This is a genomic window from Bradyrhizobium sp. USDA 4501 (genome assembly GCF_054062115.1).
Genome location: NZ_JBSSEX010000001.1, coordinates 3,286,167 through 3,307,755 on the forward strand (window position 1 = coordinate 3,286,167; position 21,589 = coordinate 3,307,755).

Annotated in this window: 20 protein-coding genes; 7 read left to right on the plus strand and 13 right to left on the minus strand. The window is 64.9% G+C overall.

Features of this window, described 5'->3' with window-relative positions; all coding sequences use genetic code 11:
• Nucleotides 1–669, minus strand: a complete 669-nt coding sequence (locus ACVWZM_RS15140) for a Crp/Fnr family transcriptional regulator (protein WP_016847460.1) — start codon at nucleotides 667–669, stop codon at nucleotides 1–3.
• A 317-nt stretch (nucleotides 670–986) separates the two neighbouring features.
• Between ACVWZM_RS15140 and ACVWZM_RS15145 the strand changes: the two genes are divergently transcribed.
• Together ACVWZM_RS15145 and ACVWZM_RS15150 are read left to right on the plus strand one after the other, a co-directional pair.
• Entirely contained in the window at nucleotides 987–2,099 is a 1,113-nt protein-coding gene (locus ACVWZM_RS15145) for a cyclic nucleotide-gated ion channel (protein ID WP_057016272.1), read from the plus strand.
• A 14-nt stretch (nucleotides 2,100–2,113) separates the two neighbouring features.
• Entirely contained in the window at nucleotides 2,114–2,899 is a 786-nt protein-coding gene (locus tag ACVWZM_RS15150; protein ID WP_076832869.1) for an enoyl-CoA hydratase/isomerase family protein, read from the plus strand.
• Nucleotides 2,900–3,098: 199 nt separating this feature from the next.
• On the opposite strand, the gene ACVWZM_RS15155 is transcribed toward ACVWZM_RS15150, so the two are convergent.
• Entirely contained in the window at nucleotides 3,099–3,533 is a 435-nt protein-coding gene (locus tag ACVWZM_RS15155) for a DUF6157 family protein (protein ID WP_057016273.1), read from the minus strand.
• A 14-nt stretch (nucleotides 3,534–3,547) separates the two neighbouring features.
• Nucleotides 3,548–4,195 carry a glutathione S-transferase family protein gene (locus ACVWZM_RS15160; RefSeq protein ID WP_253588185.1) on the minus strand — a complete coding sequence of 216 codons (648 nt, stop codon included), beginning with the start codon at nucleotides 4,193–4,195 and terminating at the stop codon, nucleotides 3,548–3,550.
• 82 nt (nucleotides 4,196–4,277) lie between these two features.
• Between ACVWZM_RS15160 and ACVWZM_RS15165 the strand changes: the two genes are divergently transcribed.
• Nucleotides 4,278–5,276, plus strand: a complete 999-nt coding sequence (locus tag ACVWZM_RS15165) for a helix-turn-helix transcriptional regulator (protein ID WP_076832533.1) — start codon at nucleotides 4,278–4,280, stop codon at nucleotides 5,274–5,276.
• A 213-nt stretch (nucleotides 5,277–5,489) separates the two neighbouring features.
• On the opposite strand, the gene ACVWZM_RS15170 is transcribed toward ACVWZM_RS15165, so the two are convergent.
• From ACVWZM_RS15170 to ACVWZM_RS15210, 9 genes are all read right to left on the minus strand, one after another.
• On the minus strand, nucleotides 5,490–5,900 hold the full coding sequence (locus tag ACVWZM_RS15170; RefSeq protein ID WP_076832536.1) for a hypothetical protein: 411 nt from the start codon (nucleotides 5,898–5,900) through the stop codon (nucleotides 5,490–5,492).
• A 75-nt stretch (nucleotides 5,901–5,975) separates the two neighbouring features.
• Nucleotides 5,976–6,689: a nitroreductase gene (locus ACVWZM_RS15175; RefSeq protein ID WP_057016277.1), complete on the minus strand. Its 714-nt coding sequence runs from the start codon at nucleotides 6,687–6,689 to the stop codon at nucleotides 5,976–5,978.
• A gap of 100 nt (nucleotides 6,690–6,789) precedes the next feature.
• Nucleotides 6,790–8,040 (minus strand): acyl-CoA dehydrogenase, encoded by a 1,251-nt coding sequence (locus tag ACVWZM_RS15180; RefSeq protein WP_057016278.1) that lies wholly within the window; start codon nucleotides 8,038–8,040, stop codon nucleotides 6,790–6,792.
• Nucleotides 8,041–8,173: 133 nt separating this feature from the next.
• Complete coding sequence (locus tag ACVWZM_RS15185) at nucleotides 8,174–9,421, minus strand: acyl-CoA dehydrogenase (RefSeq protein ID WP_076832542.1); 1,248 nt, start codon at nucleotides 9,419–9,421, stop codon at nucleotides 8,174–8,176.
• Between the two features lie 117 nt (nucleotides 9,422–9,538).
• A complete protein-coding gene (locus ACVWZM_RS15190) occupies nucleotides 9,539–10,666 on the minus strand; it encodes an acyl-CoA dehydrogenase family protein (RefSeq protein ID WP_076832544.1) in 1,128 nt (375 codons plus the stop codon).
• Nucleotides 10,667–10,797: 131 nt separating this feature from the next.
• Nucleotides 10,798–12,666 carry an AMP-binding protein gene (locus ACVWZM_RS15195; protein WP_456853773.1) on the minus strand — a complete coding sequence of 623 codons (1,869 nt, stop codon included), beginning with the start codon at nucleotides 12,664–12,666 and terminating at the stop codon, nucleotides 10,798–10,800.
• Nucleotides 12,667–12,707: 41 nt separating this feature from the next.
• Nucleotides 12,708–13,514 carry an enoyl-CoA hydratase/isomerase family protein gene (locus ACVWZM_RS15200; RefSeq protein WP_456853775.1) on the minus strand — a complete coding sequence of 269 codons (807 nt, stop codon included), beginning with the start codon at nucleotides 13,512–13,514 and terminating at the stop codon, nucleotides 12,708–12,710.
• A 180-nt stretch (nucleotides 13,515–13,694) separates the two neighbouring features.
• On the minus strand, nucleotides 13,695–14,453 hold the full coding sequence (locus tag ACVWZM_RS15205; RefSeq protein WP_016847447.1) for an SDR family NAD(P)-dependent oxidoreductase: 759 nt from the start codon (nucleotides 14,451–14,453) through the stop codon (nucleotides 13,695–13,697).
• A gap of 46 nt (nucleotides 14,454–14,499) precedes the next feature.
• Nucleotides 14,500–15,228, minus strand: a complete 729-nt coding sequence (locus tag ACVWZM_RS15210; protein WP_076832549.1) for a TetR family transcriptional regulator — start codon at nucleotides 15,226–15,228, stop codon at nucleotides 14,500–14,502.
• A gap of 111 nt (nucleotides 15,229–15,339) precedes the next feature.
• Here ACVWZM_RS15210 and ACVWZM_RS15215 point away from each other — a divergent pair, with 111 nt between their 5' ends.
• Together ACVWZM_RS15215 and ACVWZM_RS15220 are read left to right on the plus strand one after the other, a co-directional pair.
• Nucleotides 15,340–16,512, plus strand: a complete 1,173-nt coding sequence (locus ACVWZM_RS15215) for an acetyl-CoA C-acetyltransferase (protein WP_057016283.1) — start codon at nucleotides 15,340–15,342, stop codon at nucleotides 16,510–16,512.
• A gap of 180 nt (nucleotides 16,513–16,692) precedes the next feature.
• Nucleotides 16,693–18,237: an acyl-CoA synthetase gene (locus ACVWZM_RS15220; RefSeq protein ID WP_057016284.1), complete on the plus strand. Its 1,545-nt coding sequence runs from the start codon at nucleotides 16,693–16,695 to the stop codon at nucleotides 18,235–18,237.
• A gap of 218 nt (nucleotides 18,238–18,455) precedes the next feature.
• Here the strand turns inward: ACVWZM_RS15220 and ACVWZM_RS15225 are convergent, their stop codons facing one another.
• The gene (locus tag ACVWZM_RS15225) at nucleotides 18,456–18,962 is read right to left on the minus strand and encodes a hypothetical protein (RefSeq protein WP_076832552.1); all 507 of its coding nucleotides are present in this window, start codon (nucleotides 18,960–18,962) and stop codon (nucleotides 18,456–18,458) included.
• 102 nt (nucleotides 18,963–19,064) lie between these two features.
• Between ACVWZM_RS15225 and ACVWZM_RS15230 the strand changes: the two genes are divergently transcribed.
• Complete coding sequence (locus ACVWZM_RS15230; RefSeq protein ID WP_076832554.1) at nucleotides 19,065–20,219, plus strand: alpha/beta hydrolase; 1,155 nt, start codon at nucleotides 19,065–19,067, stop codon at nucleotides 20,217–20,219.
• Nucleotides 20,220–20,397: 178 nt separating this feature from the next.
• On the plus strand, nucleotides 20,398–21,369 hold the full coding sequence (gene mbfA, locus ACVWZM_RS15235) for an iron exporter MbfA (protein WP_057016287.1): 972 nt from the start codon (nucleotides 20,398–20,400) through the stop codon (nucleotides 21,367–21,369).
• Nucleotides 21,370–21,589: the final 220 nt, after the last annotated feature.

Below are 21,589 nucleotides of genomic sequence, written 5' to 3' on the forward strand. Positions count from 1 at the left end.
TCATGCAGGTTTGGGCTCCGCGACCTGTGGGGTGGCGTGCTGCGCGAGCTGCTGCTCGAGCGTCGAGATATTCTGGAACAGGCGGGCGCTGGCGAGGCGCAGGAAGTAGAAGCCGAACGCCGGGTTCTGGACGTAGAGCTGCTCGACCTGGTCATAGGTCACCGACAGCACCATGCCGGTCTCGACGCACTCCAGCGTCTGGGTTCGCGTGTTCGACGGCGACAGCATGCCGAACTCGCCGACGAGGGCGCCGACCGGCAGCTCGATGCCGGATTCGACCAGGCGGAAGCGGCCACTGACAATGTAGAACATGCTGTCGGCCTTCTCGTCCTTGTAGAACAGGACTTCGCCCGCGGTGCATTTGCGTTCCGTCGTGAACGGCTTCAGCCATTCCATCGACAGATCGCTGTTGACCGATTTCTTCACGTTGCGGACCAGTTGCAGCATCTGGTGCAGCCGATAGGTGTTCACCGGCAGCAGCACGGCATGCAGGATCAGCGTCGCGTAATTGTGGGTCGGGACGGCGGTCGCGATCAGGATGATGTTGGTCAGGATGGCGAAGACGCGCAACGGGATCATGGTCCGCATCGACAGCGTGGCAACCACGAAGATCGATGCGAAGAAACTGCCGGCGGCGCCGGCGTGCTCCGCGAGATGTGAGGTATCCATCGGAAACCAACCAATTTCTCAAGAAGTGAATAAGATCGCCTTATTAGTCGCTTCATTCCGGCCAAGGTCGCATCGGCGACCAGCATCCCTGATATACGGGGAAAAAGCGACGTTTTGTCCGATTTCTCACATTCGCGGGCGCAAAATCGGGCCAACATGGTTAGGCCTTTCGTCCAACTGATGGGTCTTCCGCCGCGAGCATCCCGCCATGGCCTGCGCGTTGACGGCCTCAACCGGGAGAGGCACGTTGTGACATCGGCTCTGCCGTTCGCAGGGCCTCAATTCCAGCAATTCATCGACAGGCAAGCTCCGTTCCGATGTCCAAGCGGCTCGTCCTTCCGGCCTTGACGCGCTTCGTTTCCGCCACCGCCGGCCGCAACATGACCACGGCGGCCTATGTCGCCGTCGCGGCCGGTGTCGCCATGATGACGCTGCTGACGGTCGCGCCGGCCCATGACGCGGCGCCGCGCTGGGTGGATGCGCTGCTGTGGGCCTGCCTTGCCTATTTCGTATTCGAATGGCTGGTGCGGCTGCGCCACATGGGCCGGCAGGGCAAATTCTGGTTCTACGCGCTGTCCAGCGCCGGCGTGGTCGACGCGATCGGCGCGCTGGCCGTGCCGGTGGCCTTGCTGTCCGGAGTCGAGCCGAAAACCGCCTGGCTGCTCGGCGTGCTCTGGGTGCTCAAGGTGGTGCCGGGCATTCCCGGCCTGCGCCAGCTCCGGCGCGTGCTGGTGGTGGAATCCGGGCCGCTGCTCAGCGTGCTCGTGATCTTCCTGATGGTGGTGTTCCTGGCCTCCGTTGCGGAATATTTCCTGGAGCGGGACGTCCAGCCGCAAACCTTCGGCAGCGTGCCGGCGGCGCTGTGGTGGGCGGTGGTGACGCTGACCACGACCGGCTACGGCGACGTGGTGCCGATCACCCCGCTCGGCCGCGTGGTCGCCGCCATGGTGATGATCTCGGGCCTCGGCGTGTTCGGGCTGTGGACCGGTATCCTGGCGACCGGTTTTGCCGCCGAAACCCGCCGCGACAATTTCTTGAGAACCTGGGAGACCGTCAGCAAGGTGCCGTTCTTCGCGCATCTCGGCCCGGCCGCGATCGCCGACGTCACCCAAATGCTGCGGACCATGGACCTGCCGCCGCGCACCATGATCATCCGCAAGGACACCAATGGCGACTGCATGTATTTCGTCGCCGCCGGCGAGGTCGAGGTCGACCTGCCCGGGCGCAAGGTGAAGCTTGGCGAAGGCGAGTTCTTCGGCGAGATGGCGTTGCTAGGCAACACCAAGCGCGGCGCCAGCGTCTCGACCAGCAAGGTGACCAGGCTGTTGGTGCTTGACCTGGTCGATTTCCGCCTGTTGATGGCAAGGCATCCCGATCTCGCCGAGACCATCGACGCCGAGGCCAAGCGGCGCGAACGTGAGAATCAATAATGATGGAGACCAAGATGGCTGACGCGGCCGACACCGCCAGCGGACCCGTGCTCGAAATCGCGGGCGCACGCGCAACGATCCGCCTCAACCGGCCGAAGCATCTCAACCGCCTGCAGGCCGAGGACCTCGGCGAGCTGCTGACATTGTTCGACCGGATCGAGGCCGATCCCGCGATCCGCGTGCTGGTGCTGACCGGAACCGGCCGCGCATTCTCCGCCGGCTACGACCTCAACTCCGTCGCCGAGCGCGCGGTGAGCGCCAGCGAACAACAGAGCGCGGGTTCGGCGTTCGAGGTCGTGGTCAACCGCCTCGAGGATCTCAGCGTGCCGACGATCTGCCGGCTCAATGGCGGGGTCTATGGCGGCTCGACCGACCTCGCGCTCGCCTGCGACTTCCGCATCGGCGTCGATACCGCCGAGATGTTCATGCCGGCGGCGCGGCTCGGGCTGCACTATTACAAGAGCGGCATCCAGCGCTACGTCACGCGGCTCGGCGTCGACAACGCCAGGATGCTGTTCCTGACCGCGCAGAAAATATCGGCGCCGGAGATGCTGCGGATCGGCTATCTCACCGCGATGGTATCGCTCGATCTGCTCGACGAGGAAGTCGACAAGCTCGCGACGATTTTGGCGGGCAACGCGCCCAAGGCGATGGCCGGCATGAAGCGCGCAATCAACGAATTCGCCCGCGGCGCACTGGATGAAGCCGCCGCCGACGCCCGCCACCGCGACAGCATGCGCGGCGACGAGATCAAGGAAGGCATCAAGGCCTTCGCCGAGAAGCGGGCGCCGCGGTTTTAGCGATTGGTCGCACGGCACACTCCCTTCACCCTCCCCTGGAGGGGGAGGGTCGGGTCACATGGAGCGCAGCGGAATGTGAGACGGGGTGGGGTGATCTCTCAGCACGAACGGTGCCCGAGTGGAGAGATCACCCCACCTCGGTTCGCATTGCATGCGAACCGATGCTCCCCCTCCAGGGGAGGATGAGAGCAGTGCCTCTTCACGCCCGCTTCGACCGCATCGCGCGGACCTGCGCGATGTCAGGATCCGCGGCGAGTGCCTGGTAGCGCTTGCTGTCGACGGCGTAGAGCGCGATGCGGCCCTCGGCGTCGGCATGGACACCCCAGCCGAAACGCTTGCCGAGCGGCGAGGCGCGCATGCAGGCCTGGCCGCGCGAGAAGAACGTCTCGCGGGCGAGGCTGCGCGCCTTCTTCGCTGCTTTCGCATCGAGCACGCGGCCGGCCGCCGACGTCGCGAACACCACATCGTCGGAGGTGTACTTGTAGGGCGCGCCCGCGATCATCCGGTATTGCAGCACGGCAACCGTCGGCTGGCCGCCGCGCAACTGCGGCTCCTCGCCGCGCTGCGCCGGGCAGTCCTCCGCGACGCGGATCAGGGTGTTGAAACAGTTGGTGCTGTGCAGGACTTTCGCCATCGGCCCGATCCGTATCACACCCCGGCGGCCGCGGCATGCTGCGCCGCCATCTTGTCGTCGGCCTTCGATATCCGCTGGAAGGCCGGGCGCGCGGCGATGCGCTCGGCATGGCGGACGAACACGTCCCTTTTCGGCACGATGCCGAACATCATGGTCCAAGAGAGCGCGATGCCCCAGAGGATGTCGGCCGCCGTGATCTCTTCGCCGAGCAGATAGGGCCCCTTTGCCAGCTGCGATTCCAGCGCGCCCAGCATGGTGTCGTAATCGGCATAGGGCGACTGCGTGATCGGCGCGGGCTCGCGCTTCATGAAATGGTCGATCACGGCCGGCTCGAACGATGCGCCGTAATAGGCGATCCAGCGCAGATACGGGCCGCGGCGCGGATCGTTCAGCGCCGGCGTCAGGCCGGCCTGCGGAAACAGATCGGCGAGATAGATGAAGATCGCGACCTGCTCGGTGACCAGCGCGTCACCATGGCGGATCGCCGGCACCTTGCCGAGCGGATTGATGGCGAGATAGGCGTCCTTGCGCTGCTCGCCGGCCTTCATGTTCAGGACGTGCAGGTTATACGGCGCGCCGAGTTCCTCCAGCAGCACGCGGGTGCCGGTGGCGCGGCTTTGCGGCGAATAATACAGCGTGACGCGGTCGGTAGTGGTGGTCATGGCGGGTCTCCTTGCGCCGTCGGGGGCATGGCCTCCTTATGTCCGCCTATACCTGACATCTTGTGTCAGGTATGATCCAGCCATGCGCGCGAGCCGGCTGTTTTCCATCCTCACCACCCTGCAGGCGCGGGGGCAGGTCACCGCGCCTGAGCTTGCGGAGGCCTGCGAGGTTTCGGTGCGCACGATCTACCGCGACATCGACGCGCTCGCCGCCGCCGGCGTTCCCGTCTATGCCGACCGCGGTGCCGAGGGCGGCTATCGCCTGCTCGACGGCTATCGCGTCCGGCTCAACGGCCTGTCGCAGGGCGAGGCCGAGGCGCTGTTCATGGCCGGTCTCCCGGGGCCCGCCGCCGCGCTCGGCCTCGATGCCGCGATGGTGGCGGCGCAGACCAAGCTGATGGCGGCGCTGCCGGAGAACCTGCGGCCCAACGCGCGAGGGATGCAGCAGCGCTTCCATCTCGACGCGCCCGGCTGGTTCGGCGAGACCGAGGAGCCGGAGCATCTGCGCGCCATCGCCGGCGCCGTGCTGCGCGAGACCATGCTCGAGATCCGCTACCAGAGCTGGAAAGCCGAGAAGCGGCGGCGCGTGGCGCCGCTCGGCCTCGTGCTAAAGGGCGGCAGCTGGTATCTCGCCGGCCTCGTCGACGGCAATGTGCGCACCTACCGCGTCGCGCGCGTGCTGGATTGCACCGTGCTGGAGACGCCGTTCGCGCGGCCGGCGGAGTTCGACCTCGCCGCCTATTGGGGCGCCTCGATCGAGCGGCTGGAGGCCGAGCTGCATCCGAACGAGGCCACGGTGCGGCTGTCGCCGCTCGGGCTGAAACTGTTCGATGCGCTTGCGCATCCTTACGTGAAGGCGCGGATGCGGCTCACTGATGGCACCGACGCCGACGGCTGGCGGCTCGCCACCATGCCGGTCGGCAAGACGGTGTGGCATGCGGCGACCGAGCTGCTGCGGCTCGGCGCCGAGGCCGAAGTGGTCGCGCCGTTAGAGTTGCGCGAGAAGATGGCCGAGCTGACGGACGCGATGGCCGCGCGCTATGCCGACGCGCCAGCCCGCCGCGCGGTGGCGGGACGCTGAAGCGTAATGAGATTGGGTTGAATGGAGCCGCAGGAGCAGTGCGCTCCCTCGCCCCGTTCTTACGGGGAGAGGGTTGGGGTGAGGGGCTGTCTCCGCGCATACGGTGATAGCTGCGCTTGCTGAGCCCCCTCACCCGGAACGCATCTAACGATGCGTTCCGACCTCTCCCCGCGCGCGGGGCGAGGTGGAGCAGAGTCTGCGGTTCGCTGCTTGCTAGTAGCGGCTGTCGGAGCTGATCACGAAGCGGTCGAAAAAATTGACCGGCAGGATCTCGAACCGCTCCAGCGTCAGCGTAATCCCGGTCACGAAGTCGACGCCCTTGATCGTGCCCTCAAGATCGATCCGCCGGCCGCGACGCAGGCCGCGGGTTTCCGGATGTTGCTCGATGTCGATATAGGCATAGATCGGATTGTCGAGCCGCGAATGGCGATGCCAGCCGCGTTGCAGGAAGCTGAATTGCAGCACCGAGCCCGCGCCCCAGTCGATCGCGTCGAAGAAGCGGGTCTTCCAGGCAACGCCCTGTCCCAGGTAATGCGCGGCGATGAACGCGTCGCGATCGAGTGCAGGCAGACGGTGCAGCTGCCAGCTGATCTCAGCCGGCGTCAGGGAGGCGTTATTCGCCATTTTTGTTCTTGTCGTTTCTTTGTAGCTTTTCTTGTCCTCGGCGGGGAGTGAACCGACCTTCCCGCCTTGAGGAAATTATACATCGACGAATGTGACGGTGTCTTCCACGGTCGCGCGCGACGTGCGGTAGCTGTTCACCTTTTGCGCGTGATCCGCATAGCCGAACGAGATACCGCAGACAACCCGGCGATCGTCGGCCAGGTTGAAATGACGACGGATCAGCCCGGAATGGCGCGCGATCGCCGCCTGCGGGATGGTGCCGAGCCCGAGCGCCTGCGCCGCTAGCATGAAGTTCGAGACATAGCCGCCGCAGTCGATCGCACCATAGATGCCGAGCGGCTCATTGGTGTGGATCACGGCAATGTGCGGCGCGCCGAAGAAATTGTAGTTCTCCAGCGCCTGTTTTGCATAGGCCGGCTTGTCGCCGCGCGCGATGCCGAGCGTGTTGTAGAGCTGGAAACCGCTTTCGCGGCGGCGCTCCAAATAGACCCCGACATATTCGCGCGGCGGCGTGAAGTCGTAATCCTCGCCGAGGCCGCGCGACGCCTCGGCATAGATCGCCTTGCGAAACCGCTCCTTGGCCTCGCCGGAGACGATCAGCACCTGCCAAGGCTGGCTGTTGCACCAGGATGCGGTGCGCTGCGCGGTCGACACAATGTGCTCGATGACCTCGCGCGGCACCTCGCGCGGCTGGAACGCGCGCACCGAGTAGCGCTCGTTGAGCAATTCCTCGAGCGCGCCGATACGGTCCTCGGTCGCGTAGCGCGGGTTCGGTGTCTTCGCGTCCATGATATATATCCTCTTTTTTCGTCATTCCGGGGCATGCGAAGCGTGAACCCGGAATCTCGAGATTCCGGGTTCGATGCTTCGCATCGCCCCGGAATGACGACTAACCACCCCGCCCCTTGGTCGGGATCTTGTTGTAGGGCACATCCTTGTCGACGCGAATGTCGCCGGGCAGGCCCAGCACGCGCTCGGCGATGATGTTGCGCAGGATCTCGTCGGTGCCGCCGGCGATGCGCATCGAGGGCGACGACAGCAGCATCTGCTGGAACTGGCCGTTGGCCTGCTCCTCATCGGTGCCTGTGAGGCTGCCCGCCGCGCCTTCAAGGTCCATCGCATAGGTCGCGATATCCTGCAGCATCAGGCCGGAGACGAGCTTGCCGATGGAGTTTTCCGGGCCCGGTCGCTCGCCCTTCGACAGCGCCGAGATGGCGCGGTAGCTGGTGTATTTCAGCCCGCTCGCCTTCACCGCCCAGCTCGCAAGTCTGGAGCGCACCGCCGGATCGTCGATCGCAAGACCGTCCTCCAGCATCAAATTGGAGCAGAACTCGAACATCTCGGGCACGCCGGTGGCGAGCCGCGCGCCGATCGACATGCGCTCGTTCATCAGCGTGGTCAGCGACACGCTCCAGCCCTCGCCGACCGCCCCTAACCGCTGGCTGTCCGGGATTACGACGTCGGTGAAATAGACCTCGTTGAACTCCTGCATGCCGTTGGCCTGCTTGATCGGCCGCACCTCGACGCCGGGGCTCTTCATGTCGAGGAAGAACATCGTGAGGCCCTTGTGCTTCGGGACATTCGGATCGGTGCGCGCGATCAGGAGGCCGTAGTCGGAGTAATGCGCGCCTGACGTCCAGATCTTCTGGCCGTTGACGACCCAATTGTCGCCTTTCTTCTCGGCGCGGGTGCGCAGCCCCGCGACGTCGGAGCCGGCCGACGGCTCGGAGAACAGCTGGCACCAGATCTCCTCGCCGGAGGCGAGCTTCGGCAGATAGCGGCGCTTGGCATCCTCGCTGCCCCAGGCCATCACGGTCGGGCCGCACATGCCCTCGCCGATCTGGAACGGCTGGGTCAATTTGCCGTAGACGCCCTCTTCCTGCTGCCAGATCACGCGCTCGATCGGGGTGGCGCCGCGGCCGCCATATTCCTTCGGCCAGTGCAAGCAGGCCCAGCCGCCCTCGGCCTTCTTCTTCTGCCAAGCCTTGCCGACCTCGACCATGTCGTGCCTGGCGAGCCTGATACGGCCGAGCGACGACTTCGAGAGCTCCTCTTCGAACTCCTTCGGCGCATTGGCCGCGATCCAGTTGCGGGCGATGGCGCGGAACTCGGCTTCCTGCGGCGTGTCATCGAAATTCATGGCGGCTCCTTTTCTTTGTCATTCCGGGGCGCGCGCAGCGCGAACCTCAGATGCGCGGTTGCGCATCGGGGAATCTAGAAGTTATGTCGCTCGAGTTCCGGGTTCGCCGCTTCGCGCCGCCCCGGAACGACGGTTAAGCTCTTCCCTTGGTCGGGATCTTGTTGAAGGGGACGTCCTTGTCGACCCTGATGTCGCCGGGCAGGCCCAGCACGCGTTCGGCGATGATGTTGCGCATGATCTCGTCGGTGCCACCCTCGACGCGGGTGCCCGGCGCGCGCAGCAGCATCGCCTGGAATTTGCCGGCGACCTCGGCATCCTCAATCCCGTTCAGCGCGCCGGCCGCGCCCTGCAGATCGAGCGCATAGGTCGCGACGTCCTGAATCATCGAGCCGGCGACCAGCTTGCCGATCGAATTCTCCGGTCCCGGACGCTCGCCCTTCGACAGCGCCGAGATCGCGCGCATGCTGGTGTATTTCAGCCCGCTCGCCTTCACGGCCCAGTTGGCGAGCTTGGAGCGCACCGCGCGGTTCTCGATCGCGGGGCCGTCCTCCAGCATCAGGCTGTTGCAGAAGTCGAACAGCTCGGGAAAGCCGGTGGCGACACCGGCGCCGATCGACATCCGCTCGTTCATCAGCGTGGTCAGCGACACGTTCCAGCCGTCATTGACATTGCCGAGCCGCTGCGAGTCCGGAATGCGCACGTCGGTGAAATAGACCTCGTTGAAGTCGGAGGCGCCGCTCGCCTGCTTGATCGGCCTGACCTCGACGCCCGGGCTCTTCATGTCCAGGAAGAACATGGTGAGGCCCTTGTGCTTGGGCACGGTCGGGTCGGTGCGGGTGAGCAAGATGCCGTAGTCGGAATAATGCGCGCCCGAGGTCCAGATCTTCTGGCCGTTGATCACCCACTCGTCGCCATGCTTCTCGGCGCGGGTGCGCAGGCCGGCGACGTCGGAGCCGCCGGCCGGCTCGGAGAACAGTTGGCACCAGATCTTCTCGCCGGAGGCAAGCGGCGGCAGATATTTGCGCTTCTGCTCCTCGCCGGCGAACGCCATCATGGTCGGGCCGCACATGCCGTGGCCGATGATGAACATCGAGCTAAGGCGGCCGAACGGGCCCTCCTCCTGCTGCCAGATCACGCGCTCGATCGGCGACGAGCCGCGGCCGCCATACTCCTTCGGCCAGTGCAGGCAGGCCCAGCCGGCATCGGCCTTCTTCTTCTGCCAGGCCTTCGCGACCTCGAGAATGTTGGCGCCCTTGAGCGCAACACGGCCGAGCGAGGCCTTGCGCAGCTCGTCCTCATGTTGCTTCGGTGCATTGGCCGCGATCCAGGCTTTCGCCTCGGCGCGGAATGCGGCCTCCTGCGGGGTGTCATCGAAATTCATGGTGGCTTTCTTTCCGTCATTCCGGGGCGATGCGCAGCATCGAACCCGGAATCTCGATTCCCAACCTCTGGGTTCCGGGTTCGCGCTACGCGCGCCCCGGAATGACGAATCGTATCGTTACGCCGCGTTCTTCTTGCGCATGCGGTCGATCAGCGCGTCTTCCCAATAGGACAGGCTGCCGAGACCGAGCGCCACCGCATTGGCGCGGCGGTAGTACATGTGGCAGTCGAACTCCCAGGTGAAGCCCATGCCGCCATGAACCTGGATGTTGTTTTTGGCGCAGTGCTGGAACGCCTGCGTCGCGCTGATGCGCGCGGCGGCGGCGGCTTCCGGCAATTCGCCGGCATTGGTCGAGAGCGCCCAAGCGCCGTAGTAGCAATTTGAGCGCGCCAGCGTCGCCGACACATACATGTCGGCCAGCATGTGCTTGACCGCCTGGAACGAGCCGATCGGACGGCCAAAGGCAATACGATCAAGCGCATAGTCGCGGCCCATCTCCAGCGCGCGGTCGGCGCCGCCGACCTGCTCGAATGCCGTCAACACGGCCGCGCGATCCAGCACCTGGGAGATGACGCTCCAGCCCTCGCCGGTAGCGCCGAGCGGCTCGGCCTTCGCATCCTTGAAGGTGAATTCGGCCTGGCCGCGGGTCAGGTCGATGTTGGTGAGCGACTTGACCTCGACGCCGCCGGCCTTGAGATCGACGATGAACAGGGAAATATCGGACTCGCGTCCGCTCGAGCCGGTGCGCGCGGCGACAACGGCGAAATCGGCGATCGCGCCATCCGGCACCGGCTTCTTGACGCCGTTGAGCACGCCGCCATTGGCCGTGAGCTTGATCGCTTTCGGCGACGGGTTGCCCTTGCCTTCGAACAGCGCCAGCGTGCCGATGGCTTCGCCCGCGGCGATCTTCGGCAGCCACTTCTGCTTCTGCGCGTCGCTGCCTGCGATCAGGATCGCTTCGGCGGCGAGATAGACGGTGGAGGAAAACGGCACCGGCGCCAGCGCGCGGCCCATTTCCTCCGCGATCACGCAGAGCTCGAGATGGCCGGCGCCCGCACCGCCGAACTGTTCCGGGATCGCAACGCCAAGGAAGCCCATCTCGGCGAGGCCCTTCCACAGCGCCTTGTCGTAAGGCGCCTTGCCGTCGAGCACCTCGCGCACGGCTTTCGGCGGGCACTGTTCGCTGAGGAATTTCCGCGCCTCGTCGCGCATCTGCTTCTGTTCGTCGGAGAAATCGAAATTCATGGCGCTTACCTTTTCTTGCTGTCATTCCGGGGCGATGCGCAGCATCGAACCCGGAATCTCGACGTAAGGAACCTCTGGATTCCGGGTTCACGCTTCGCGCGCCCCGAAATGACGCGTTTGCTTTCGTAGGATCAGTTCAAGATGATCACGTCGTCGCCGGGCTTGCCGGCATACAGCTTCTCGACCAGTGCGGCGCGGCGTTCGAGGCCGGCGCGCTGGTTGATGTAGCCCTTGTCGGTGAGCTCGTTGCCGTCGATCGACGGCGGCTCGACCATCAGCATCGCACGCGCGATACGCATGCTGCTGCCGGTGGTGGACGCATTGTGCGCCTGCAAACCCTTCTTCAGGCAGGCAAGCACTTCGGGATGCCGGATCACGTCCTCGTAGCTGGCATCGGCATTGCCGACGAGCTGGCGGCAGGCGTGCAGGTTCGGCCAGCACAGCAGGCCGATGAACTCACGGTCCTGCCCCGCAACCAGCGCGTCATGCACGACCGGCGTCGCGGCTGATATCGCATCGGTGCGCAACGAGCCGACATGCACGAACGTGCCGGTGGTCAGCTTGAAATCCTCGACCACCCGGCCGGCAAAGATGATGCCCTGCAGCGGGTCTTCGGGGTTCACGAACACGCCGGCGTCGCCGATGCAGTAGAAGCCCTCCTCGTCGAACATCTTGGCCGTGAGGTCCGGCTGGCCGAAATAGCCTGGCGTGACGTTGACGCCGCGCAGCCGCAATTCATATTTCGAGCCGCACGGCACCATCTTCAGCTCGACGCCAGGGAACGGCAGGCCGATCAGGCCGACGCGCTCGGTGTCCCAATAGGTGCCGGTCGAGGTCGGCGCGGTCTCGGTCGAGCCCCAACCGGTGTAGAACACGATGCGCTCGCCCGTGGTCTTCACCGCCAGCGCCTGCATGCGGTCATAGAGATCGTCGGGCAGCCGGGCGCCGCCATAGGCCATGATCGAGAGGTTCTTGAAGAAGCTCGCGCACAGCGCCTCGTCCTTCTCCATCGCGGCGGCGAGCGCCGCATAGCCGGCCGGCACGTTGGCGTAATAGGTCGGCGACACCTCGCGCAGGTTCCTGATGGTCTCCTCGAGCTGGCCCGGCATCGGCCGGCCGTCGTCGATATAGAGCGTGCCGCCATCGACTAGCACCGGATTGAACGCGGCGTTGCCGCCCATGGTGTGATTCCACGGCATCCAGTCGAGCACCGTCGCGATCGGTCCCTCCGTTTCACGCGGGCGCACCTGCATCATCATCGCCGCGTTGGCACACATCATCTCCTGGGTGTTGATGACGGCCTTGGGCATGCCGGTCGAGCCCGAGGTGAACAGCAGCTTGCCGACGGTCCTGGGCGTGATCTTCGCGATGGACTCGCCGACCGCAGCCGTCACCGGCGTTGCCGCGAGGTCGGCAAAGGCCGCGCTCCTGATGCCCTCGCAGGGACGCAGGACGTGGACGACCGTGATGCCGGTGAGATCGATCGCCTTCAGCGCCTTCTCGAAGGTCGGGCCGTCCTGCACCATCACGACGGCCGGCTTGATCAGGTTGAACAGGTATTTAAGCTTGAGATGATCCTGGCTCATCAGCGAATAGGCCGGCGACACCGGCGCGGCCGGCAGCCGCGCCTGCATCGCGGCCTGCGTCATCAGCGCGTGCTCGATCGAATTGCCTGACAGGATCGCGACGGGCCGGCCGTCGCCGACGCCGAGATCGAGCAGGCCTTGCGTCAGCGCATCGACGGTGCGCTTGGCTTCGCCATAGGAGACCTTGCGCCATTGGCGGTCGGGACCACCGCGTTGCGCGAGCCAGATCCGCTCCGGCGCCTGCGCCGCCCATTTGGCGAGATAGGCCGGAATATGCGTCTCGTAGGCCTGGAGCGGAATCCGCGACTTCAGGACGACGGTGCCGTCACCGCGCCGCTCGACCGCGATGTCACGTGCGAGCCAATCCACCTTGCGAAAGGCAGGTTTCGTCAGCATCGCCGCGTCTCCATCCATTTTGCGTCTCCCGGAATTCTTGTCCTTTTGAGGATCTGTTCTCAGCGCCTGATATAGACAGGCTTTCGTTTCTCGAGAAAGGCCCTGATGCCTTCCTGGAAATCTTCCGAGCGGCTGCACAGCACCTGGTTGCGATCTTCCATCGCGATCACGGCCTCGATCGAGCCGGCATCGACGCTCATGTTGATGCATTCCTTCGAGAGGCGGAGACCGACCGGCGAGGCCGTCATCATTGCCTCGACATAAGGATTGGCCGCCGCATCAAGATCGGTGGCCTCGACCACCTCGGACACCAGGCCGACCGCAAGCGCGCGGTCGGCATGGATGAAGCGCCCGGTGAGGATCAATTCGGAAGCAACCGACACGCCGACGAGGCGCGGCAGGAAATAGCTGGTGCCGATATCGCAGCCGCCGAGACCGAGCTTGATGAAGGCGCAATTCATCCGCGCGTTCTTCGCCGCGATGCGGATGTCGGCGGCAAGCGCCAGCGCGAAGCCGCCGCCGGCGGCCGCGCCCTGCACCAGCGCGATGATCGGCTGCGGAGCGCGCCGCATCAGCATCACGATGTCGGCGATGCGCCGCTGCGAGTCCAGCGACTCCGTGACGCCGGGCGGCTCGGTCTGTCCACCACGGCGCGCCATCGCGTGCTTGAGATCGAGCCCGGCGCAGAAATTCGCACTGGCGCCCTTCAGCACCACGACGCGGGTGTCGCGATTGCGCTGCAGGCCCTGGAAATAGACGTTGAGCGCGTCGATCAGCGAAGGGTCGAGTGCGTTGAGGCTCTCGGGACGATTGAGCGTGACCCAATCGACCCCGTCGTGATGTTCGATCAGCAGCGGCTGAGACATGCGCATGGTCCTCCCGACCGTCGTCCCGGCCAAGCGAAGCGCGAGCCGGGACCCATAACCACAGGCTTTTGTTGTTTTGCGCGGTGTCTGCCAGCTTGCCTGTTACAGACGCCGCGGAGTATGGGTCCCGGCTCCAGCGCGCAATTGCGCGCAAGGCCGGGACGACAGCGGAATTCGCCGTTAGCGCGGCGCCATGCGGATGGCGCCGTCGAGGCGGATGGTTTCGCCGTTGAGCATCGGGTTCTCGACGATGTGGACCGCGAGATTGCCGTATTCCGAGGCATCGCCGAGGCGGGCCGGATGCGGCACCTGGGCGCCGAGGCTCTTGCGCGCTTCCTCATTGAGACCCATCAGCAGCGGCGTCAGGAACAGGCCGGGCGCGATGGTGTTGACGCGGATCTTCAGGCTGGCGAGGTCGCGCGCGGCCGGCAGCGTGAGGCCGACGACGCCGCCCTTCGAGGCGGAATAGGCGATCTGGCCGATCTGGCCTTCATAGGCCGCGACCGATGCGGTGTTGATCGCGACGCCGCGCTCCTCGCCGATCGGGGCTTCGGTCGCCAGCCGCTCGGCGAACAGGCGCAGCACGTTGAAGGTGCCGATCAAATTGACGTTGATGATGCGGACGAACTTCGCCAGCGGATAGACGCCGTCCTTGCCGACGATGCGCTGCGAGCCGCCGATGCCGGCGCAGTTCATCAGCACGCGCGCGATGCCGTGCGCGGCCTCGGCCTTGGCGATCGCAGCCTTGATCGCGTCCTCGTCGGTGACGTCGGCATGCAGCGCGACGCCCTTCACCTCGGCGGCGACTTTCTCAGCGTTTTCCTTGTTCTGGTCGATCACGCCGATCTTGGCGCCCTTGGCGGCCATGGCGCGCGCGGTTGCGGCACCAAGGCCGGAGCCACCGCCGGTGATGAGAACGGCAACGTCTTTCAACTGCATGGATACAACCTTTCCTTGGGCGTTTCTTCTCTAGACTCGAACCTTGTTATCCGGCGGCGACTGCTGCCGTTTCCTTATCGGGATTGAGCACGCCGCCGAAGATCAAGGCTTCCATGTGCTTGATGTAATCGCGGCAGACCTCGTCGGTGACCGGACCGACGCCGACCGCGCGCGACATCGCGTGGCGGCCGAAGAACAGATGATCGCAGGCGCCGATCAGGCTGGTGTAGAACAGCACCGGATCGATCTTGCGGAATTCACCGGCCTTGATGCCTTCTGCGAGCAGCCGGCGGTGAAAATCCAAAAGCGGCGCGACGAAGAATTTCGACACCTCGTTCGCAGCGGCAGGCGAGCTCTCGTGCAGGAGATAATGGATCAGCCGGTTCATATAGGGGAACTGGTGATAGGCGCGGATGATGCCGCCGATATGCAGCCGCAATTTTGCGGACGGCGTGATCGGTTGGCTGATGAGATATTCGAGTTGCGATATCTCGGTGGCGGCGTCGCGCGCCAGCAGCGCCAGCAACAACCCGTCCTTGTTGCCGAAATGATATTTCACCAGCGCGGCGTTGACGCCCGACTTCTGCGCGATGTCGGACAACGACACCTCGATCGAGGCGCGCTCGATCATCAGCTCACTGGCCGCAACCAAAAGCTTGTCGGCGGTGGCATTTTTGCCGGCCGGAAGTTTCGTCGGTACGCTGGTATTCAACTGCGCTCTGGTCCCGCTCTGTGTCAGGGGTCGACGGTAAATCGAGGCCGCACATAAGCCCATGGCGGGGCCGCACTCAAGAGTTAATTGATTGATTGACTAAATGCTGAGCCACCCCTTAAATCCGGCCCAACTTTCAGACCGCCCAATCCGGAAACATCAGGGAGATCAGACATGGCCGAGGCATATATCGTCGCCGCCGCTCGCACCGCGGGCGGCCGCAAGGGAGGACGCCTCGCCGGCTGGCATCCGGCCGATCTGGCCGCGACCGTGCTCGATGCGCTGGTCGAGCGCACCGGCGCCGACCCCGCGCAGGTCGAGGACGTGATCATGGGCTGCGTGATGCAGACCGGCGAGCAGTCCACCAACATCGCGCGCAACGCTGTCATGGCCTCGAAGCTGCCGGAGAGCGTGCCGGCGACCTCGATCGACCGCCAGTGCGGTTCCTCGCAGCAGGCGCTGCACTTCGCGGCGCAGGCGGTGATGTCTGGCACGATGGACTGCGTGATCGCCGCCGGCGTGGAATCGATGACCCGCGTGCCGATGGGCCTCGCCTCCTCGCTGCCCGCCAAGAACGGCTTCGGCCACTACAAGAGCCCGGGCATCGAGGCGAAGTATCCCAACATCGTGTTCAGCCAGTTCACCGGCGCGGAGATGATGGCCGAGAAGTACGGCCTGTCGAAGGACGAGCTCGACGAATACTCCTATAACAGCCATCAGCGCGCGATCGCGGCCACGCAAGCCGGCCACTTCAAGGACGAGATCGTGCCGGTCAAGATCACCCGCGCCGACGGCTCGACCGACACCCATCACATCGACGAAGGCATCCGCTTCGACGCCAGCCTCGACGGCATCAAGGGCGTCAAGCTGATCGCCGAGAACGGCAAGCTCACCGCGGCGAGCGCCAGCCAGATCTGCGACGGCGCCTCCGGCGTCATGGTCGTCAACGAGAAGGGCCTGAAGGCGCTCGGCGTCAAGCCGATGGCGCGCATCCATCACCTCACCATGATGGGCGGCGACCCCGTGATCATGCTGGAAGCGCCGCTGCCGGCAACCCAGCGCGCGCTGCAGAAGGCCGGCATGAAGATTGACGACATTGATCTCTTCGAGGTCAACGAGGCCTTCGCCTCGGTGCCGACCGCTTGGCTGAAGACCACCGGCGCCGATCCGGCCCGGCTCAACGTCAACGGCGGCGCGATCGCGCTCGGCCATCCGCTCGGCGGCAGCGGCACCAAGCTGATGACGACGCTGCTGCATGCCCTCAAGCAGCGCAACAAGCGCTACGGCCTGCAGACCATGTGCGAAGGCGGCGGCATGGCCAATGTGACGATTGTCGAGCGGCTGTAAGAAAAGTCCGCATCAGCGGCCACAACAATGATGTCGTCCCGGCGTAGGCCGGGACCCATAACCACAGCCGTTTGTGGTTAGGCGCGGCTGGGGCCACAACTCAGTCCAACAAGAAAAATTGGTGGTTATGGGTCCCCGCGTTCGCGGGGACGACCACTATTGATGCTCCGAGGAAACACAATGACCCATCCGTCGATCCACGCGCGCACCCATCCGAACAAGATCGCCTATCAGATGGCGGCGTCCGGCAAGGCCATCACCTATCGCGAGCTCGACGAGCTTTCGAACCAGGGCGCGCATCTGTTCCGCTCGCTCGGCCTGAAGGCCGGTGACCACATCGCGCTGCTGATGGAAAACCGGCTCGCATTCATGGAGATCTGCTGGGCAGCGCAGCGCTCGGGTCTCTATTACACGGCGATCAGCCGCTATCTGACGGAAGAAGAGATCGCCTACATCATCAAGGACTGCGGCGCGAAGGTGTTCATCACCACCCCGCAGTGCGCCGACAAGGTGAAGGGCCTGATCAAGGGCGAAGCGGGCGAGCCGCTGTTCTACATGATGGACGAGCCCTCGCCGGGCTTCCGCTCCTACGACAAGGAAGCCGGCGCGCAGCCGACCACGCCGGTTGCCGACGAGGTCGCCGGCTACGACATGCTGTATTCCTCCGGCACCACCGGCCGACCCAAGGGCATCAAGAAGCAGTTCGAGGGCAACCGGATCGACGTGCCGAACCCGTTCCTGCGCATTCTCACCGCCGACATGTGCGGCATGAATGCCGACAGCATCTATCTGTCGCCGGCGCCGCTCTATCACGCGGCCCCGCTGCGCTTCAACATGATGGCCACCGTGCTCGGAGGCACCTCCGTCATCATGGAGCATTTCGACGCCGAGGAATTTCTGAAGCAGGTCGAGAAGCACAAGGTGACGCAGTCGCAGCTGGTGCCGACCATGTTCGTGCGCATGCTGAAGCTGCCCGACGAAGTGCGCACACGCTACAAGGTCTCGTCGCTGAAAGGCGCGATCCATGCCGCGGCGCCCTGCCCGGTCGACGTCAAGGCCAAGATGATCGAATGGTGGGGACCGATCCTGATCGAGTATTACGCCGGCTCCGAAGGCAATGGCGTCACGGTCTCGACCTCGCAGCAATGGCTGACCCACCGCGGCACGGTCGGCCGCGCGGTGGTCGGCAAGGTCAAGATCCTCGACGAGAACGACGAGGAAGCGCCGACCGGCCAGATCGGTCAGGTCTTTTTCGCCGACGCGCCGGCGTTCTCCTATCACAACGATCCGGAGAAGACGAAGAAGGCCTACAACACCAAGGGCTGGTCGACGCTCGGCGATGTCGGCTACCTCGACGAAGAGGGCTTCCTCTATCTGACCGACCGCAAGAGCTACATGATCATCTCCGGCGGCGTGAACATCTATCCGCAGGAGACCGAGGACGTCCTGATCACGCATCCGGCGGTGTCCGACGTCGCGGTGTTCGGCGTGCCGAACGAGGAGATGGGCGAAGAGGTCAAGGCCGTGGTGCAGCCGCACGACATCACCAGGGCCGGCAAGGAGCTCGAGGCCGAGCTGATCGCGTTCTGCCGGCAGCACTTGTCGCCGATCAAATGCCCCAAGAGCATCGACTTCGAGCAAGAGCTGCCGCGCACGCCGACCGGCAAACTGGTGAAGCGCCATCTGCGCGACCGCTATTGGCCGAAGGTGCCTGCCAGGCCGTGACCGCGGTTCGCCGCTCCCCGGAGGGGCCGTCGTCGCGCCGCGGCCAAAATATCGAAAACAACCCCATGCAAAGGAGCTGGCGGCTGCCCGCGTTCGACAAGGCAGCTTGACACGTCGGGCAACTCAGAGATAGATTTCCAATATTCCGAAATAGTGCAAACGGTCCGGGGGAGGATGAAGAGCGCACGCGGGACGCCGCTTGCGCGCACCCCGCCGACCTACAACTCCGCCGCCGGTTCGCACGCGGCAGACGCCGCGGCGCGCAGATGCAGTTGGCCGTGCTTGCCATTTGCCGTGGTGGTCCACTGCGCATCGATCTGCTGAAAATCCTCCGACAGCTTGCCGCGGTGGCTGCCCTCGGTCTCGAACGATCCACTGTCGTCGGGCGACCGCTCAAACAGCTCGACCTCGAGATCGGACAGCCGGATGAACATCTGCACGCCGATCTTGGTTACGTGACCGCCGACCTCGTATGACCCGCAGCCGCGCGCTTCCGCGTTCTGCTCGTTCAGCGCTTGCACCTTGTCGAAGGTGATGACGAGGTGCTGCACCGTCGTGTCACCGTCCCACAGGAATTCGCCGATATAGGCGTGCGGCAGTCTTTCGGTCAGTTGCTTGATGTCGGCGGCACGCACGGCCGATGCCAGCATCAAGCTTGCGGCCACGACCGTCAGACCGAGGCGCGACATCGAGCCGGTCAGCTCTGCAATCCCGGCGTGGCGCATGCGGTATGCATCCCCTGGGCAAAGTTGCTATCGTGAAACAATGGCCGCCAGCATACAGCGAAATGCGCTGGTTGTGCGGCGATGCCAAACAGGTGATCTCCGATGCCAGCCCTCCCCGACATCCCGCTGCCCTCCACCATCCGCTCGCGTTATGTCGACGGGATCAACGGCCTGCGCATGCATGTGCTGGAAGCGGGCTTCGAAACATCCGGCCGGCCCTGCCTGTTGCTGCTGCACGGCTTTCCGGAGCTGGCGTTCTCCTGGCGCAAGGTGATGCCGAAGCTCGCCGCCGCCGGCTATCATGTGATCGCGCCGGACCAGCGCGGCTATGGCCGCACATCAGGGTGGAGTGCGGAGTATGACGGCGATCTTGCGTCATTCCGCCTGCCCAATCTGGTGCGCGATGCGCTCGGGCTGGTCGCTGCGTTCGGCTACAAGCACGTCGATGCGGTGATCGGGCACGATTTCGGCTCGTCGGTTGCGGCGTGGTGCGCACTGATCCGGCCCGACGTGTTCCGCGCGGTGGTGATGATGAGCGCGCCGTTTTCGGGGCCGCCGTCGCTGCCGTTCAACACCGCGAGCGCGCCGACAAAGCCAGCGACCGACGACCCCGTGCATCGCGAGCTCGCCGCGCTGCCGCGGCCGCGCAAGCACTACCAATGGTACTATTCGACGCGCCCGGCCAGTGACGACATGCATCGCGCGCCGCAGGGCGTGCACGACTTCCTGCGTGCCTATTACCACCACAAAAGCGCGGACTGGAAAGACAACAAGCCGTATCCGCTGCAATCCTGGTCGGCAGGCGAACTGGCAAAACTGCCGACCTATTACGTGATGGATTTCGCCAAGGACATGGCCGCCACCGTCGCCGAGGAGATGCCGTCGCGCGAGGCGATCGCCGCCAACACGTGGCTGCCGGATAGCGAGCTCGCATATTACAGCGCCGAATATCAGCGGACCGGATTCCAGGGCGGGCTGCAATGGTATCGCTGCGGCACCTCGGGGGCGTTCGTCCCGGAGCTACAGACCTGGAGCGGCCGCACGATCGACCAGCCGTCGGCCTTCATTTCGGGCAAACAGGATTGGGGCACCTATCAGCGGCCTGGCGTGTTCGAGGCGATGCAGACGAAAGCCTGCACCAACATGATCGGCTGTCATCTGGTCGACGGTGCCGGCCACTGGGTGCAGCAGGAGCAGCCCGATGAGGTGAGCCGGCTGCTGCTCACATTCCTGCGAGACGCCGGCGCACAGCGCTAGATTCCCGTTCGGCCGTCGCGTCGCATCCCGTTGATCTCAGGCGTTTTCTTCGCTCAACCCGCGCGGCTTGCCGGTGCTGCAACAGCGAATCCGGGCCGATCCGGATTTGACCCGGCACCGGTGCAACCCTATAGTTTAGAACTATTCTAATTTTAAACTCTGTGAACAAGGCGTTGCCGTGAAGAACTTTGCCGATCTGACCGAGCGCGAGGTGCTGGCGGTCGCGATCGCCTCCGAGGAGGAGGACAGCCGCATCTACATGACGTTCGCGGAGGATCTCGCCGGGCGCTATCCCGATACCGCCAAGATTTTCGAGGAGATGGCCGAGGAGGAGCGCGGCCATCGCCACCGACTGCTGGAAACCTACGAGCAGCGCTTCGGGGCGCATCTGCCGCCGATCCGGCGCGAGGACGTCAAAGGCTTCCTGCGCCGCCGCCCGATCTGGCTCACCAAGAACCTGCCGCTCGACACCATCCGCAAGGAAGTCGAGACCATGGAGTTGGAAGCCGAGCGCTTCTATGCCAAAGCCGCCGAGAAGGCCGAGGATGTCGGCGTGCGGCGGCTGCTCGGCGATCTCGCCGAGGAGGAGAAGGGCCACGAGAAGCTCGCGGTGAAGCTGACCGGCGAGATCCTCAAGCCGGACGTGCGCGCCGAGGAAGACCGCACGCGGCGGCGGATGTTCGTGCTGCAATATGTGCAGCCGGGTCTCGCCGGATTGATGGACGGCTCGGTCTCGACCCTGGCGCCGCTGTTCGCCGCCGCCTTCGCAACGCATCACAACTGGCAAACCTTCCTGGTCGGGCTTGCCGCCTCGATCGGCGCCGGCATCAGCATGGGCTTTGCCGAGGCGCTGTCCGACGACGGCTCGCTGACCGGCCGCGGCTCGCCCTGGCTGCGCGGCCTGACCTGCGGCTTGATGACGACGCTCGGCGGGCTCGGCCACACCATTCCCTATCTGGTGCCCGATGCCTGGCCGAACGCATTCTGGATCGCGACCGCGATCGCCGGGATCGTGGTGTTCTTCGAATTGTGGGCGATCGCCTTCATCCGCGCGCGCTACATGGACACGCCGTTCCTGCAGGCGGTATTCCAGATCGTGCTCGGCGGCGCGATCGTGCTCGCGGTCGGCATCCTGATCGGCGCGGCGTAGCAACGGTTCGATTCTCCCTCTCCCCGTTCTTACGGGGAGGGTTGGGGTGAGGGGCCATATCCACACGTGACGCAAGTCGACGTACCTGTACCCCCTCACCCGGATCGCAAGAGCGATCCGACCTCTCCCCGCAAGCGCAGGGGTGTCCGGGGAATGATTCACTGTGTCGCGGTGCATGCTCGGCAGGACCGAGGCAAATCGGTCTTTTCTGGTTGTCGAG